This is a genomic window from Bacillus cereus group sp. RP32 (assembly GCF_040459735.1).
Taxonomy (GTDB): domain Bacteria; phylum Bacillota; class Bacilli; order Bacillales; family Bacillaceae_G; genus Bacillus_A; species Bacillus_A wiedmannii.
In genome coordinates this window covers 1,950,939-1,967,408 of sequence record NZ_JARVHO010000001.1, presented here as the reverse complement: position 1 = coordinate 1,967,408, position 16,470 = coordinate 1,950,939, and the positions used below count along the sequence as shown (strand labels likewise).

The window sequence follows — 16,470 nt, the reverse complement described above, 5'->3', positions numbered from 1 at the left end:
TATTTATTTTCTATATCCCTCCTTTTCACATGTAACTCACTATTGCTTACAGTTCATTCAATAAAAAAAGCCATAAATTATTTAGAGGAAACTTCTGTATCCCTAAATAAATTTATGGCTTGTCTCAAATATCTCCGGCCTCGATTAACTTGTCGAAATTAATCATACCAAACCTATTAAAATTTGTGAATATTATTTTTCCAGTAAAATGAAGCATATAAGACAATACTTCCGTAGTTACTTAAAAATCACATAATAAATTACTCATTACCTCCTCCAGTATTACAGCTGGATTTACCACCGCTTTTTCCGAACGCCATCCAATAAATCCATCTGGTCTAATTAGTACAACTCCTTCATTCTCTATCCCATATAATTCACGAAAAACATTTTCTTGAGCAATAAAGTCTCCACTTACCCCTACTCGATACATTTTAATAATTATTCCTAATTTAGATGAAACATCACATACAGCTTCAACCCAAGAACTATTTTCTACTTCAGTAAGTAATACAAAATTGTTACCGAATAAGTCTAATATAGAAACCTTCTCCCCTTCATACATTCCAAAAAAATGAGGTGCTCGCGTTCCAGGTCTTCCGTTCAAATCTATGATATCCATTCTATGTGGAGTGGCTGAGTCATCTATTATTGCTTTTGAACAATATTGATACCCGACAGTTACAGCTAAACCATCCATATTATTCAAACTGCCTTCCTCTCTACTTGCAGCACGGAACAATAAACTACTCGCATACTCTGTCGTTAATTTTGCAACAGGATATCTCTCTTTATGATATGTTTCTAACAATTTTGGATTTGCTTTTCCTTTTATTACAGCCGCTAATTTCCAAGCTAAGTTATGCGCATCTTGTATGCCTGTATTTGAACCAAATCCTCCTGTTGGCGGCATAATATGGCCAGAATCGCCAACTAAAAAAATGCGATTATCTTGAAGTTTTGTAGCAGTACTTTCAGTCGCTTCCCACGGTAAAACACTTACTATTTCTGGCTCAACATTTGTGCTTCCAATTGCGGTTTGAATAATTTGTTTACAACGTTCTATAGTGAAATCCTCTGGTCCCTCTTCTTTTAATGGATCGTAGGATACATGGTAAATCCATCTTCTTTCGTTATCAACTGGTATAAGCGCACCAAGTACTTCGGGATGAAGTACCATAGTAAAACCAAATGCATCTCCTTGTATAAACTCACTTAAATCCGCTTCAAAATAAATATTCATATAATAGCCACCGATTGTACCTCGTCCCTCGGCACTTATCCCTAGTTGCTCACGTATTTTACTTTTTGCCCCATCTGCTGCAATTACGTAGTCACAATGAACAACGCTCTCTTTTTCCGTTTCGCGATCTCGAATCGTTGCGATTACTCCATGCTCATTTTGTTCATAAGAAACTAATTCATGATAAAAAGATAATTCTCCGCCTAATGTTCTCGCTTCTTGCAACATCATCTCTTCTAAAATAATTTGATAACAAGCTGTTTGTTTTGATGGACTAATCTCTTCTATTTTTTGAAGTAACTTCTCATCGTTTCCATACTGAGTCGCCCTCATTTGTGCCAATTCTTCCTTATCGGCCTCTGCTATTGTATGAACTGCTATTCTCCCTCGGCAATTTTCTAACGCTTTACCCGCCAATCTAATTCTTTGTTCTAAACCCAATTCTCGAAATAACTCCATCGTACGAAAAGTGATTCCACCTGCTTTCGGGTGAATTGCAGTAGACTGATGCCTTTCAAGCAGTAAATAATTAATGTTATGTTTTGCAAGGAATAGCGCAGATGCTAATCCTGATAATCCTCCTCCAACAATTAAAACTGGTACATCATTCGATTTCATAAATTTCCCCTCCACATCATTGTCCTGAGCTCAGTGACATAAATATAATCAAAAAAACAACAAAGATATAGACTTATATTTCATTTTAAATTATCATATAGATAGATTACGTCCCAAATTACTTTTACTTTTTCATATATCTATAATCTGCTTGCTTTATGCATGTATGAAAGAGTAAAACGAAACAACTCACTTTAGTAAACACCAAAATAATAAAAACACTATAAGCGGTCGTAACCCTATAAGTTATACAGGGTTACGACCGCTTATTTTTTATAAAACCCTCATCCTTTATCTCCTGTAAACAATATATTATGAAATTCTTTTCTATTCCCTCTCATTTTCAACACATATAATTTCATTCGTCTCGATTTTCTTTCCCAATATTGCAGCTCATACAACAATCATGTAGCATTACCGTATCGATGTAATGGTTCATCATCTTAAACCTTTCGACTAATTACCAGGAGGTAAAGTGATTGAAATGAATAAACAAGAACAATTAAATGTTATAAAAAAAGATTTTATTGATTCTCAAAAAGTATTATTGGCAATTGGCGATGAAACACGTCAAGCTATTTTGTTAGTTCTCATGGAAACGGAATGTCAAACCGGATTACGTGTAGGAGAAATTACGAAACAAACACACCTTTCTCGACCAGCGGTATCACATCACCTTAGAATTTTACGAGAAGCCGGTATTATTTTAATGCGAAAAGAAGGTACAAAAAACTTTTATTATATTGATATACGTACAAAATTAAGTTTATTAAAAAATCTTGTATTAAATATTGAAAAGCTATTGCACAACTTTTATTGAAATGTGGAGGTATAAGAAATGAAAGCAATGATAATTGATAAATACGGGCAAGTTCCAATGCGTATGGCAGAAGTACCTACCCCTGAAATAAATGAACATGAAGTGCTGGCAGAAATTCATGCAGCTAGTATTAATCCAATTGATTTTAAAATACGCGATGGAAAAGTAAAGATGTTACTTAAATATGAAATGCCCTTAATTCTTGGGAATGACTTTTCCGGTATTATCGTAAAGGTTGGATCAAAAGTGACTCGTTTTAAAGTCGGCGATGAAATATATGCACGTCCAAGAAAAAATAAGATCGGTACTTTCGCGGAATATATAGCCATTCATGAGGATGATATAGCTTTAAAACCAAAAAATTTAAGTTTTAAGGAAGCGGCGTCGATTCCACTCGTTGGTTTAACATCATATCAAGCACTACATGACATTATGCACTTACAAAAAGGACAAAAAATATTAATTCACGCTGGATCTGGTGGTGTTGGTACTTTCGCAATTCAATTAGCGAAAATAATGGGCGCTACCGTTACAACGACTGCTAGTGAAGCTGGTTCTGATTTAGTAAAGTCTCTTGGCGCAGATGAGATTATTAATTACAAAACAGAAAAATTTGAAGAAATACTAAAAGATTATGATGCAGTATTTGATACAATCGGCGGTACAACACTTGAAAAATCATTCAATATTATAAAAAGCGGCGGCAACATTGTTTCCGTTTCAGGAATGCCAAATGCTCGTTTCGGTAAAGAATTTGGTTCCGGATTTTTTAAAACACTCTTATTTTCATTAGCAAGCAAAAAACTTACTGCACTTGAAAAAAAGCATAATGCTCAATATTCATTTTTATTTATGAAGCCAAGTGGGGATCAATTACGTACTATCGCAAACTATATTGAATCTGGAAAAATCAAACCGGTAATCGATCGAGTTTTCCCTTTTGAAGACACTCAAAAAGCAATGGAATATTCAGAGGCTGGAAGAGCAAAAGGAAAAATAATCGTAAAAATTAAGTAGTAATAAAAACTCCATTTTTTTAAATGGAGTTTTTATATTTGCTGTTAAATAGACATAGTACACTGAAGTCCTTACAATAGATTTTAAGGGGAAATATCATGTTATACTTTTAGCTAATTTTACAAAGAATACATACGTACAAATACATAATAAAAAATAAACAAGGAGGAGATAAAATGACTAAAAATAATGAAGCTGGTTGGAATTTAGATAATAGTTATACGACTTTACCACAATCATTTTATACAGAAATCCCCCCTACTCCAGTAAGTTCACCGGAGCTAGTTAAACTAAATCATTCGCTAGCAATATCTCTTGGCTTTAATCCTGAAGAATTGAAAAAAGAAGTTGAAATTGCTATTTTCGCTGGTAATGCACTCCCAGAAGGAGCTCATCCATTAGCACAAGCGTATGCAGGTCATCAATTTGGACATTTTAATATGTTAGGCGACGGTCGCGCGCTTTTAATAGGTGAACAAATTACTCCTTCAGGTAAACGTTTTGATATTCAACTGAAAGGTTCTGGCCCTACTCCGTATTCACGCCGTGGTGATGGTCGTGCTGCACTCGGTCCGATGCTACGTGAGTATATTATTAGTGAAGCAATGTATGCACTTGATATTCCAACTACTCGCAGTTTAGCAGTTGTCACAACAGGCGAGCCAACATATCGGGAAACAAAGTTACCTGGAGCAATTTTAACTAGAGTCGCTAGCAGTCATATACGTGTCGGCACATTTCAATATGCTGCTGCTCGAGGTTCCATCGATGACCTTAAATCGCTAGCTGACTATACGATAAAAAGGCATTATCCAGAAATTGAAGCACATGAAAATCGATATACTGCATTACTACAAGAAGTCATAAAGAAACAAGCAATTCTCATCGCTAAATGGCAACTTGTTGGATTTATCCATGGCGTAATGAACACTGACAATATAACGATTAGTGGAGAAACGATTGATTACGGCCCTTGTGCATTTATGGACAATTACGACCAAGGAACTGTATTTAGCTCTATTGATACACAAGGTCGCTACGCATATGGAAATCAACCATATATGGCCGCATGGGACCTGGCGCGACTAGCAGAATCTTTAATACCAATTCTGCATGAAGATGAAGAAGAAGCATTAAAAATTGCTCAAGACGAAATTTCAAAATTTAGCGTACAATATGAAAACCTGTGGTTCGTTGGAATGAAAAAGAAATTAGGACTATTTAGCAGTGAGGAACATGATCAATCACTTATTGAGCAACTTTTAAAAATGATGGAGAAATTTAAAGCAGATTACACAAATACATTCCGTTCATTAACTCTTGATACTATAGAAAATACAGCTCTATTTGAAAGTCCTGAATTTAAAGAATGGTACAAACTGTGGCAATCTCGATTAGAAAGACAAGAAGAATCGAAAGAAAACGCCTACGAAATAATGAAAAATAACAACCCATCCATCATCCCAAGGAACCATCGCGTAGAAGAAGCGCTAGAAGCAGCTGTGGCAAATGGCGACTATAGCGTAATGGAAAAACTTCTTGAAGCTCTATCAAATCCTTATGCGTATGCTACAGATCAAGAAGAATACTGCGTTCCACCTGTACCGACGAATCGTCCTTATCGTACTTTTTGTGGGACTTGATTGTTTAATATGTAAAAAGGTGTGTTCATACAGATTGTGTGAACACACCTTTTTTATACTCTCGCCTCTCAACTAGAACTTTAAAATGCACTTCCCCCGATTCCTTTTCTTTACTCCAAAACAAAAACCTAACTATTCCAATAGACTTACTCATGAGCTTGTTAAACAAATATTGAGAAATAAAAATTACATTTCTAAATATTGTTATTTTTGATAATATATTTTATAAGAATATTCAAAAAGCGAGGGGATTTCATGAACGTTCAACTACAAGGTAATGAACAAATTACGAAATTATTTAATGATTGGTATTTAGCTATGCTTAAACAAGATGTGTCTCAGGCGACAAACTTAAAACATGAAATTGAGGAAAAGGAACTAAACTTTGAGGAAGATGAAAACTTAGCGTTATACTATTCTCTACTAAATTTTCGTTTCAAAGTTTTAACTGATGGTTTAAGCATCACAAAAGACAGTTTCAATAAAATAGATTCTTACGCGATTTCACCTAATCACCAACTTTCTTACTACTATCATTTATTTAAAGCGATTCATGCTACTTTAACAACAAATTATAATTTAGCAAGTGAACATTATGAAAAAGCTGAAAAGCTATTAGTTAATGTTTCAGATAAACTAGAGGAAGCAGAATATAATTACCGATTCGCTATCTTTAATCAACATTTTTATAAACCTATTGAAGCAATTCAATATGCTAATAAAGCTCGAGAAATATTTTTCATGTATAGAGATTATGAAAAAAATGTCGCTTCATGTGAAAGCGTTATAGGTGCATCATGTGTACAATTAAGACAATACGAGCAAGCTGAAGAACACTACAACTCCGCAATCAATATTTTACAAAAACAAAATGAAGAATCTTTACTTTTAAGAGTTCGTAATAATTTAGGCTGGCTATATGCCAATCAAAACCTATCAACACTGGCTATTCGCCATCTATCTGAAGTAACGACAAAAATGCCTAGTCATTTCAAAGCAATTTTCTTACAAGCTAGGGAACATTCTAAACTTGGTGAAATAAATATCGCTTCAGAACTTATAAAAAAAGGATTAAAAATTTGTACAGAACTTAACAATGAAGAATATATGCTTCACTTTAAAATTTTAGAGTCCCTTAACAATAACGAGTCAACTGAAGACTTAGAAAAAATTATTCTTGAAGGAATTGCGTATTTCGACAAAGAATCTTTATATAACTACACTCAGGAATATTCAGAAAAGTTAGCCGTTAAACTTTACGATGAAAATAATCATATAAAAGCAAGCGAGTATTTTCATAAAGCGTTACAAGCAAAAGAAAAAACGTTTGAGAAAGGGGCATTAAAATGATAAGAAAAATTGGTTCCATCTTATTAGGATTATCTGTTATCGGAATTGTGTCTATTGGGGTAAATAGTTCGTTTACATATCAAGCAAGTCATGCAGATTTCCCTTCACCACAAAGGCCTGACCTTGTTCAATCCGTTGACGTAGGTAAAGACTATAACTCAACAACAGCTGCTGAAAAAACACTTTAAAAAACGAAAGACCTTCAATTAAGAAGGTCTTTTTAAATACACTTATTTAGAATGTTTTCCTTTCATGTAGACTTTATTTTCTCATCAACTCCGCAATCCCTCTACTCCCCTCACTACCAAGTTTCTCAAGTTCCTCCACAACTAAACTCCGTCTCTCCACAGAATGATTTTGACTTAACTTCACTTTTCCTTCTATTTTACTAATCTTAATTTTAAAACCAACTATCCCTTTACTTAATCCTGCCATATAATTCGAATCTACCTCATTTAACGAGTAGCTACTCTGTGGATCTTCATATTTATGTACTAACTCTTGAAGAGAATTTAATAACTCCTGTTCATCCTCAACAATTTCCAACTCTCCATATACATGCACTGCAACGTAATTCCATGTTGGCACTGCATCCTTTGTTTCATACCATGACGGCGATATGTAACTGTGTGGCCCTTGGAATATAGCGAGTACTTGTTGATTCCCACTATCTTTCCACTGTTCATTTGGACGTGCGAAGTGACCATGTAAAGTTAGAGTCACCCTATTTAATAACAACGGCAAATGTGTTGCATATGGTTCCCCGTTATGTTGAGAAAATAATGTAGCAAAGCTATTTTGTTCCATTATCTCATACTTCATCTTTTCATCTTCTATTACGAAATATTTTGGTATGTACATAAGCTCACTCTTTTCAGGTCTTTTCTATTTTATTTCCTATTATATTTAATAATTGCATCAATCAATAGGGCCAGTTTGTCATTATTTTATAGTGACAGCTTTCAATTAAAAAAGAATAGGCAGCATGTATTCCATGCCGCCTTAGTTTATTTTTTCTAATATATTTGTAATAAATGCCGTCTTACCTTCACTATAGCTCACTCGATTTTTCGACTCTCTTACTAACTTTCCCTTTAGACGACCATATTCAATAGCAACATCGGTATGTTCACGAAGGTAATCCCGAAACGCTATATGTCTTCTTAACTCTTCGCTATTTTTGTCACACACATACAAATGATGTTCCATCCAAACTGTACTTTCCCCGTTCCATGGAACGAAAGCGTCCTTTCTGCCAAACGCCTCTCTTCCTTTGAAGCTCCAGTCTGCTTGATGGTAATACCCTATCGTTTCAAGCCTTTTTACTACTTCAGGAAAAATTTCGTACTCTTCTATTACTATATCAATATCTAATATTGGCTTCGATGCAAGTCCTTTAACAGATGTGCTCCCAACATGCTCAATGGACAAAATAAGTTCTTTTATTACATTGTTAATGAGCGATTGTAGCTTATTAAATTTACTTTCCCATTTGATGTTATATTCTTCGATAGTAATTCTCTGTTTCAATGTATCCCTCTTTTCAAAACAATTTATAACCTTTGAATATGAGTATCTTTAAAATCCGTCTCATATTTCAATCCATATCCAAACATTCGATCCATTCCAATATGCGCTGTCCATATTAAGCCAATCGTTATAACGGTATCTACCTTAAAATAGACACCTATTATAACTATTACTATCGATATAATATATGTGTGAAAAATATTATAAATTTTAGCACCAACATAATTATTTATACCATACGCTAACATGGATAAATCCGGTGATAAAAGGAACACAAAAAATATAATCCAACTAAATTCATATATTGAATACGCATAAATTGTGGCTAACAAAACAACAAGTCCTTCAAAATGTACAATACGTTTTTGCATTCTTTATCATTCCTATTTTTCTATATTTACCGATAAATTTTCATCACTGAAAGTATTCTTTGCATTTTTTGACCAGATGGTTGCTAAAATCGGTCCTGCAATATTATGCCACACTACTGCTAATACACTTGGAAGTGCAGCTGCTGGTCCAAAATGCGCTGTTGCCAGCGCAACACCTAAGCCTGAATTTTGCATTCCTACTTCTATTGAAATAGCCCTTCTTGTTCCTTCGTCTAGTCCAAGTACGAACGCTGTTATATATCCGAGTAAAAAACCAAATGCATTATGAAGCATCACTGCAATAAAGATAAGCAGGCCTGAAGAATTAATGCTACTTACATTCGCTGAAACAACTGCTGAAACAATTATAATAATTGCTACAACTGATATTAAAGGAATAACAGTCATTCCTTTCGTAACAGTTGTAGGGAAAAACTTCTTCACTACTAACCCTAAAATAATAGGTAGGATAATGACTTGTACGATAGAAAGAAACATAGACATAGCATTTACTGGCATCCATTGTCCCGCAAGTAATAATAAAATAAGAGGTGTAGCAATTGGTGCTAGTAACGTTGATAATGACGTCATTGCAATAGACAAAGCTAAGTTCCCTTTTGCTAAATAAACCATAACATTTGATGCAGTGCCACCCGGTACTGAACCGAGCAACACTAATCCAGCTGCTAATTCGGCTGGTAACTTCATAACGTAGGCTAGTACGTATGCGACAAGTGGCATAATAATAAACTGAGCACATACACCGATAATAACTGGCAATGGTTTTGTAGCAATGATTTTAAAATCAACAGCCTTTAATGTTAATCCCATCCCAAACATTACAATCCCGAGTAAAATTGTTATATAACTAGTTAACCCGAGAAATGGTCCAGGAATGAAATATGCAATAGCTGCAATACAAATAACCCAAAATGCAAAATACTTTCCAGCTATATTACTTATCGCTTCTAGTACTTTCACCCAATCATCCCCTATCCTTCAACTGAAAAACTTTATTCGGATTCAAAATGTTTTGTGGGTCAAGAGCTTTCTTTATTTTTTCCATTACGAGTAATGCCGCCCCATGTTCTTCTTCTTGATACTTTCGTTTTCCGATTCCAACGCCATGTTCTCCCGTACACGTTCCATCTCGTTTAAGAGCATATAAAACGATACTTTCATTTATTTCGTCCGCCTTTTCCACTTCTTCTTTATCGTTTGGATTAACCATTAAGAGCACGTGGAAATTCCCGTCTCCCACATGCCCAAGAATACCACCGATAAGACCTACTTTATCTAACGTCTCTTTCGCATGTTGGATTGCACCAGCTAATTCTGAAATGGGTACACATACGTCTGTACTCATAAGCTTTTTACCAGGATAGCTATGAACGTAAGAGTATGCTAGATTATGCCGCGCATCCCATAATTTATTTCTCGCCGCAGTTTCCGTTTCAAAAGCGACTTCTTTACATTTATGATCAAAAACAATTTCCTTCGTGAATTCAATATCTTGCTTTAGCCCTGCTTCATTACCGTGAAACTCTAAAAACAGTGTAGGTTCTTCTCTGTAACTTGTTTCATTATAATGATTTACTTGTTTCATAGACAATTCATCTACAAGTTCAATTCTTGCAATTGGAATACCCGCTTGTAGTATATTAATAACAGCTTCTACTGCATTATTTATAGTTGGAAACGATGCTCTCGCAGCCATAACATGTTCTGGTATGCCGTATACTTTTAATGTTAACTCTGTAAAACATCCAAGCGTACCTTCTGATCCTACAAAAACACCATTTAAATGGTAACCTGATGATGACTTCGCTGCTAAATTTCCAGTATGTATTACTTCCCCATCAGCAAGAACGACTTCTAAATCACGAACTTGATCACGCATTACCCCATACTTAACTGCTGTCGTTCCGCTCGCATTTGTGGCAGCCATTCCACCTAACGTTGCATCTGCACCTGGGTCTACACTAAAAAACAATCCATACTTTTTCAATTCTTTATTAAGCTGAGAGCGAGTCACTCCTGGCTGTACTCTTACAAGGAAATCTTTCTCTCTTATTTCGAGTATGTTATTCATAAGCGAAAAGTCCATTGTAATTCCTTTTTCATATGGAATAACATGTCCCTCTAAACTAGAACCTACCCCAAAAGGAACGACAGGTTTTCCATGCTCACTCGCTACTTTCATTATCCTACTAACTTCTTCGGTCGTTTTCGGAAAAACAACTACATCAGGTAAACTACTAGTATGATAAGATTCATCTTTACTATGTAACTCTCTTACTGTCGTATTCACAACTACTCGATCTTCGGGAAGTACACCCTTTAATTCATTTACTAAACGCTCTACCGTTATTTCCATCGTATACTCGCCTACTTCCTATAAATTTGAATTACAAAATATGTTAACTTTTATACATAATAATCCGAAAAATTAAATAATTCAAGTTTTATACATATAAAATTCGTTTCCTACTGTCGAATAAACAAAAAGAACTTGCAATAAATATTGCAAGTTCTTTTCTACAAAACTATATTTTAAATGACTTCTTTATTAACAACATAAACCAAACTAAAGTAACTGCCATTAACGAATGGGAAAACCCTACAATATAAGTTAACCCTTTAAAGTCCGCTCCATTTAGCTGGAGAAGCCCTCTCGCTGCTAATGAACCTAACATTAAAGTTAATGCAATGTTATGTAAAATAAACCACTTATTAAAACTTTTCGCTTCATGAAACGCGAATACTTTTGCTAATCCTAAAGCAATTAAAAAGAAGAAAAAGCCAAGTACAAGTGTATGTGTATGCAATAAATTTAACAAAGTAGAGCCTAAAATCCCCTTATACTTTCCATACTCCCTGGCGAAAATTCCTGATAATAAACCGATAATCAAATACGTAAACGATGCATTATATAATTTCTTCATTATGTACCTCCTTGAGTAGAATGTGTAGTGTGTCATATTTAGTAATAATGATAGTTATATAGTAAAAACTCCTAGTTACCTAGGAGTCATTGTATAAGTATCTCACTCTTTACAATCAATTCTAATTATAAAATATCCCTTTATACAAAACAAACGAACTTTATGTGAACAAGTAGAGCATAATGAAAATATGTTGCACTTTTGTATTTCGCAACCCATACTAATTGTTATAACTATTAAAGGTGGTGCAATGGATTGATAGTTCTTGAAACTGAACGACTCGTTCTTCGCTGGTTTGATATAAAAGATGCTCCATTTATTCTAGAATTAGTAAACGATCCTGCATGGATTCAGTTTATTGGTGATAAAAGAATTAAAAACTTAGACGATGCAAAAAAATACATCTTAAACGGACCCGTTGATATGTATAATAAAATAGGCTTTGGTCTTTACTTAGTAGAGCGAAAAGAAGATCTCACTCCACTTGGTATGTGCGGTCTTATTAAAAGAGATTCATTAGAAGATGTTGATATCGGCTTTGCCTTTTTAGAGAAATTCCGTTCAAAGGGGTATGGCTTTGAATCCGTTTCTGCTGTAATCGACTACGGTGTACAAAAGCTCGCGCTGAAACGAATTGTAGCAATTACTACTATTGATAACATCAATTCAGGAAATCTTTTAGAAAAAGTAGGATTTCAGTTCGAAGAGATAATTTCAGACTCTGGAGAAAACTTAAAGTTATTTGGGTATAACATATAATAAATTGTCAGAGTTCACTTTTAATCTAATCAAAAAATATTTCTTACATATACATTCCTAAAAGTTATTATGATTAAAATACTCATCTGTTTTTTCACATTATAACCACACTAATTTAAATCACAATTCTAATTTAAATTAGTGTATTTATTCTTACAAACACTCTATTTTGTTCTTAAAGTTGTCAAAACTCTTATGTAGCTACATGAAAAGTTTATGCTAATATATTAATAAGAAACTATGTGTTCCCTTAACCCTGTATCCGGCCCTGTATTTTTTACAGGGCCCTTTGTTTATTTAATTTACTTATCACGTGCTTATATACACATTAAAAGTCATTTCAAATGTAATAAACGATAAATAATAAAATAACTTTAGACAGTATGACCTGCACCTTTAATACGATCCCTTCAAATTTCTTGACGAGAAGACAAGTCATGAAAAAGGAATCACTTAAGAACAAGATAACAGCTTGAGTAATGATACATCTTAATGCAAAATATTTTGGAAACCTAACTGCTAGTTAACTAAAAAAGAAGTTCTACTTAATATAGGTAGAACTTCTTTTCCCTTTACTTCACAAGTACATAGTTCTCACTTATTCCCTGCTTAAAAACTTGAGAAACTCATCTTCATTTACAGGTTTACTGTAATAATAGCCTTGAATTAAATAGCATGCATTTTGTTGTAACACTGTTAATTGTTTCTTCGTTTCTACTCCTTCCGCAATCACTTTCATATTTAAAGTATGAGCTAGCGAAATAATAGTTTGTATAATTTCATCTCCATCATTCGAAGTTCCAATCCTATTCACAAATTCTCTTGGAATTTTCAAAGTATCAATTGGATATAAAGGTAGATATGCTAATGAAGAATATCCTGTACCAAAATCATCAATTGATAAATGTACACCATATGATTTTAATGCTTTTAACTTCAATAAAGTTTCTTTTTCATCTACCATGGCAATTCGCTCTGTTAATTCCAAATCAATCAAATTAGCTGGTACTCCTATTTCTTCTATGGTAGATATAATCGTTTGAACAAAATCTTTCTGTTCAAACTCTATAGCTGATAAATTTATCCCCATTTTTAGATTTGTATAACCTGCAGAATGCCATTCTTTCAGTTGTAGACACGCTTGCTGTAGCGTCCATTTTCCAATTGAAATAATTTGCAATGTTTCTTCCGCGATAGGTATAAACTCAAAAGGTGAAATTAGCCCCAGCTCTGGATGTTTCCAACGTATTAATGCCTCTGCACCAATAACCTTACCTGCCATACTATCAATTTGAGGTTGATACAATAAAAACAATTCATTATTCTCAATTGCATTTGGTAAATCCTGCTCTAATCGTAATCGTCTTGTTATTTTTTGAGATAATGTCTCGTCGTACATACAAACAGCATTACTACCTTTTTCCTTTGCACTATACATGGCGATATCAGCATGTTGTAAAAGTGTTTTGGCATTTGTTCCTCCAAATGGATACAACGCTATTCCTATACTAAGTGATAAGTAAAAGCTATGTTGATTTACTACAAATGGTTTTTCAGTTATACGAAATAGTGTCTCACACAAATCCAATAGCTGTTGCTCTGTTTTGTTATGGACAATGATTGCAAACTCATCTCCCCCTATTCTTGCTAAAGGAATAGCTGGTGACAGACATGTCCTAAAACGTTTGGCAACTTCTTTTAAAACACTGTCACCAATTGCATGACCCAGTGTATCATTAATGGTCTTAAAGCGGTTTAAATCTATATACAGAAGTCCAAACTTATCCTGTGTTTTTTGTACACGCTCAATGGATCTGTCTAATTCTTGTTGGAAGAATATTCGATTCCTAATCTCCGTCACCGTATCATGAAATGCTAGATAGTTTATCTCATCCTGTTGTTGCTTCATCCTTGTTATGTCTTTTACCATTACATAACTCCCAAAAGTTTGTCCTTCTATCATTATAGGAACAATGGTGACATACCAAAAATGTATATCCTTCTCATTATTATTTTTCACACGTAACTGTAATGAAGACGAACTACATCGTTTCCCCTTCTTTAGAGCTGCTTCCAATTCAAGTTTATCTTCACCTAAAAAAATAGAGAAGCACTCTTTTCCTATTAATGCACCACTATCTTTTCCTAATAATATACTTCCAGACTGGTTTATATTTAATACGATACCATTTGGATCAACTGTTAATATAGGATCTGGATGATACTCATATAAGGACTTAAACCTCTCTTGATTTTTTACCAAATCATTAGATTTTTTTATTAAATCTGCTGTTCTTTGAGATACTTTTTGCTCTAATTGATTATTAAACACTTTTAATGTTTCAGTTAAATCTTTGTTTTGCATGCGTACAATTGTATGACGAATCAGTACAAATACAAAGGCAATACAATTTCCCGTAATCAGTGTAGGTGAAGAAGTTTGCTCTTTCAAAGTAAAACCAATTAAGATTACAACTGCAAGATAAGGGAATATGACAAGAAGTTTCTTTCCAAATGTCGGATTAATAATAAAATAATTTCTTCTAGAAGTTGTACTCCTTGGGATAGTAGCAGCAATGGCAATCAATAATAGAAAAACTCTATACAAACACCTTAATAATATGAGTGAACGATGTGATAAATCATCTTGTAAATAGAAATATAAATAGTCCGTAATAGACAAGCCAGTTAATACTAAGATAAAAATAAATAATTTACTTTTCGCATTAAAAATTGCTGGTCGAAAAATAAGGCTAACTCCTAGTAATAGAAGCAATAGATCTATAATTGGGAAAATAAATGAAAGAAAAACATCTCCAATTGATAAGAATAAGATATTTGCAGAAGGTTTATTAAATAGGTACCACTCTAAGGTAAAAATAGCAGTAACAACAATACATAAATCACAAATTAAATACGCTTTTTCCCACTTGTTACATTCCATAATGATTTTATAAAAGAACGCAAGGAGAAAGAAGAATAAGAAAAACAACAAAAATACATCAGAGATATTAAAATTTTCTATTGGTAATTCTACATTAAGTACTTGAAAAGCAGATATAAAATTCCCTATCAAGAAACACCCTATTGCAATTGTAATACAAACCCAAAAGACTCCTAGTTTAATTTTTCTTGATGCTATAGAGTAAAGTAATGAGATAAATACTGTAATTTCAACAACTAAGGATGATAGTCGTATATTAAAATCTGATACAAAATAGTGATTCGGAAAAACAAATAAAAATATAAAGCAAAAGCTTAAATAAGCTATTAGAGCTAATATCAATACATAAAATTGTACATGTGAATGTTTACGCAATGGACCACCTTCTTGATTTTTTCTAGACTTTTATTAAAAATGACTTGATAAGGCACAGCTCGTATTCATTAAAATGAGTGTTACCTACCATTCCATATTATGACCTTTTTTAAAAGATTTCTTTCTACATACCGCAGTCTTATTTACTCATCATAAATTTGAATGATACAACTTAACTGTTCTTTAAATATGAGATAGAATCTAACCTTCCATTACAACATAGTTAGTCGCTTATTGTCACACTTAGAAAGAAGGGAAATATATTATCGTTAACTTAGAAATTCGAATTAAATTACTAAACTGGCTGTAACTATTATAGTTACACATAAGAGTGCTGTCAATTTCAAATGCCTCTCCTTTTAATGGACAAAAGACGTGACATTTTGAACAAAAATAAGATGTTTATAAAAAAGGTGTAATGTTATATCGACCTAACCAAAGAAATATAAATGATCTAGCATTAAGTGAAGATGATATTGCATCTCCACCAAAAGACTGTTACCCTAAAAATAGAATGGTGAAAGGAATGATGGATGAATAATGATTAACTAATTTATATTTTAAGTTAAATTTTATAACTTCAAACTACAAAATATAGGGTTAGTCTATCCATTTTTATAATTCATTTCATACTTTATTTGTCATGATTCAAATGTTTAATAAGTACTTATTAGTATAAACGACAGACTAATCCTTCCGATTAAAAATTGGGGGATTTTTTTATTCCCTTTTATGTAAGTTGAAATTTATTAATCGCTAAATTTACCTAACAAATAAAGGAGCGAGAAAAATGGCTAATTCAGACACTATTGTTACACATGTAATGCTCTATATAAGTCGTTAATATCCATCAAA

At 33.4% G+C, this 16,470-nt stretch carries 15 protein-coding genes; 7 read left to right on the top strand and 8 right to left on the bottom strand.

All coding sequences use genetic code 11. From position 1 onward, the window contains the following. Positions 1 to 241: 241 nt before the first annotated feature. On the bottom strand, positions 242 to 1,861 hold the full coding sequence (locus QCI46_RS10135) for an FAD-dependent oxidoreductase (RefSeq protein WP_353840114.1): 1,620 nt from the start codon (positions 1,859 to 1,861) through the stop codon (positions 242 to 244). A gap of 475 nt (positions 1,862 to 2,336) precedes the next feature. On the opposite strand from QCI46_RS10135, the gene QCI46_RS10130 reads away from it, so the two are divergent. The 5 genes from QCI46_RS10130 to QCI46_RS10110 all read left to right on the top strand — a co-directional run bounded on the left by QCI46_RS10130 (position 2,337) and on the right by QCI46_RS10110 (position 6,879). Continuing rightward, positions 2,337 to 2,681 carry an ArsR/SmtB family transcription factor gene (locus QCI46_RS10130; RefSeq protein WP_353840113.1) on the top strand — a complete coding sequence of 115 codons (345 nt, stop codon included), beginning with the start codon at positions 2,337 to 2,339 and terminating at the stop codon, positions 2,679 to 2,681. Between the two features lie 18 nt (positions 2,682 to 2,699). Beyond that, positions 2,700 to 3,698 (top strand): NADP-dependent oxidoreductase, encoded by a 999-nt coding sequence (locus tag QCI46_RS10125; protein WP_353840112.1) that lies wholly within the window; start codon positions 2,700 to 2,702, stop codon positions 3,696 to 3,698. Positions 3,699 to 3,874: 176 nt separating this feature from the next. Next, positions 3,875 to 5,341: a protein adenylyltransferase SelO gene (locus QCI46_RS10120; protein WP_353840111.1), complete on the top strand. Its 1,467-nt coding sequence runs from the start codon at positions 3,875 to 3,877 to the stop codon at positions 5,339 to 5,341. Positions 5,342 to 5,596: 255 nt separating this feature from the next. Further along, complete coding sequence (locus QCI46_RS10115) at positions 5,597 to 6,691, top strand: response regulator aspartate phosphatase (RefSeq protein WP_353840110.1); 1,095 nt, start codon at positions 5,597 to 5,599, stop codon at positions 6,689 to 6,691. After that, on the top strand, positions 6,688 to 6,879 hold the full coding sequence (locus QCI46_RS10110; RefSeq protein WP_098199749.1) for a Phr family secreted Rap phosphatase inhibitor: 192 nt from the start codon (positions 6,688 to 6,690) through the stop codon (positions 6,877 to 6,879). The genes QCI46_RS10115 and QCI46_RS10110 overlap by 4 nt, the downstream gene beginning before the upstream one ends. 73 nt (positions 6,880 to 6,952) lie before the next feature. Here QCI46_RS10110 and QCI46_RS10105 read toward each other — a convergent pair whose 3' ends face one another. The 6 genes from QCI46_RS10105 to QCI46_RS10080 form a co-directional block, all read right to left on the bottom strand. After that, the gene (locus tag QCI46_RS10105) at positions 6,953 to 7,552 is read right to left on the bottom strand and encodes an FMN-binding negative transcriptional regulator (protein WP_353840109.1); all 600 of its coding nucleotides are present in this window, start codon (positions 7,550 to 7,552) and stop codon (positions 6,953 to 6,955) included. Positions 7,553 to 7,693: 141 nt separating this feature from the next. Then, positions 7,694 to 8,221 carry a GrpB family protein gene (locus QCI46_RS10100; RefSeq protein WP_353840108.1) on the bottom strand — a complete coding sequence of 176 codons (528 nt, stop codon included), beginning with the start codon at positions 8,219 to 8,221 and terminating at the stop codon, positions 7,694 to 7,696. A gap of 23 nt (positions 8,222 to 8,244) precedes the next feature. Further along, positions 8,245 to 8,592, bottom strand: a complete 348-nt coding sequence (locus QCI46_RS10095) for a DUF4260 domain-containing protein (protein ID WP_353840107.1) — start codon at positions 8,590 to 8,592, stop codon at positions 8,245 to 8,247. A gap of 12 nt (positions 8,593 to 8,604) precedes the next feature. Next, complete coding sequence (locus tag QCI46_RS10090) at positions 8,605 to 9,573, bottom strand: bile acid:sodium symporter family protein (RefSeq protein WP_353840106.1); 969 nt, start codon at positions 9,571 to 9,573, stop codon at positions 8,605 to 8,607. Positions 9,574 to 9,577: 4 nt separating this feature from the next. Then, positions 9,578 to 10,969: an FAD-binding oxidoreductase gene (locus QCI46_RS10085; RefSeq protein WP_353840105.1), complete on the bottom strand. Its 1,392-nt coding sequence runs from the start codon at positions 10,967 to 10,969 to the stop codon at positions 9,578 to 9,580. A 169-nt stretch (positions 10,970 to 11,138) separates the two neighbouring features. After that, complete coding sequence (locus tag QCI46_RS10080) at positions 11,139 to 11,537, bottom strand: DUF2871 family protein (RefSeq protein ID WP_088122780.1); 399 nt, start codon at positions 11,535 to 11,537, stop codon at positions 11,139 to 11,141. A gap of 255 nt (positions 11,538 to 11,792) precedes the next feature. Between QCI46_RS10080 and QCI46_RS10075 the strand changes: the two genes are divergently transcribed. Further along, positions 11,793 to 12,296: a GNAT family N-acetyltransferase gene (locus tag QCI46_RS10075; RefSeq protein ID WP_353840104.1), complete on the top strand. Its 504-nt coding sequence runs from the start codon at positions 11,793 to 11,795 to the stop codon at positions 12,294 to 12,296. A 598-nt stretch (positions 12,297 to 12,894) separates the two neighbouring features. On the opposite strand, the gene QCI46_RS10070 is transcribed toward QCI46_RS10075, so the two are convergent. Then, on the bottom strand, positions 12,895 to 15,615 hold the full coding sequence (locus QCI46_RS10070) for a sensor domain-containing protein (RefSeq protein ID WP_353840103.1): 2,721 nt from the start codon (positions 15,613 to 15,615) through the stop codon (positions 12,895 to 12,897). A 418-nt stretch (positions 15,616 to 16,033) separates the two neighbouring features. On the opposite strand from QCI46_RS10070, the gene QCI46_RS10065 reads away from it, so the two are divergent. Further along, a complete protein-coding gene (locus QCI46_RS10065) occupies positions 16,034 to 16,156 on the top strand; it encodes a hypothetical protein (protein WP_353840102.1) in 123 nt (40 codons plus the stop codon). Positions 16,157 to 16,470: the final 314 nt, after the last annotated feature.

Coding starts and splice junctions, on each gene's coding strand:
- QCI46_RS10135 (WP_353840114.1), bottom strand. CDS start 1,861: ATGAAATCGAATGATGTACCAGTTTTAATTGTTGGAGGAGGATTATCA.
- QCI46_RS10125 (WP_353840112.1), top strand. CDS start 2,700: ATGAAAGCAATGATAATTGATAAATACGGGCAAGTTCCAATGCGTATG.
- QCI46_RS10120 (WP_353840111.1), top strand. CDS start 3,875: ATGACTAAAAATAATGAAGCTGGTTGGAATTTAGATAATAGTTATACG.
- QCI46_RS10115 (WP_353840110.1), top strand. CDS start 5,597: ATGAACGTTCAACTACAAGGTAATGAACAAATTACGAAATTATTTAAT.
- QCI46_RS10110 (WP_098199749.1), top strand. CDS start 6,688: ATGATAAGAAAAATTGGTTCCATCTTATTAGGATTATCTGTTATCGGA.
- QCI46_RS10105 (WP_353840109.1), bottom strand. CDS start 7,552: ATGTACATACCAAAATATTTCGTAATAGAAGATGAAAAGATGAAGTAT.
- QCI46_RS10095 (WP_353840107.1), bottom strand. CDS start 8,592: ATGCAAAAACGTATTGTACATTTTGAAGGACTTGTTGTTTTGTTAGCC.
- QCI46_RS10085 (WP_353840105.1), bottom strand. CDS start 10,969: ATGGAAATAACGGTAGAGCGTTTAGTAAATGAATTAAAGGGTGTACTT.
- QCI46_RS10080 (WP_088122780.1), bottom strand. CDS start 11,537: ATGAAGAAATTATATAATGCATCGTTTACGTATTTGATTATCGGTTTA.
- QCI46_RS10065 (WP_353840102.1), top strand. CDS start 16,034: ATGTTATATCGACCTAACCAAAGAAATATAAATGATCTAGCATTAAGT.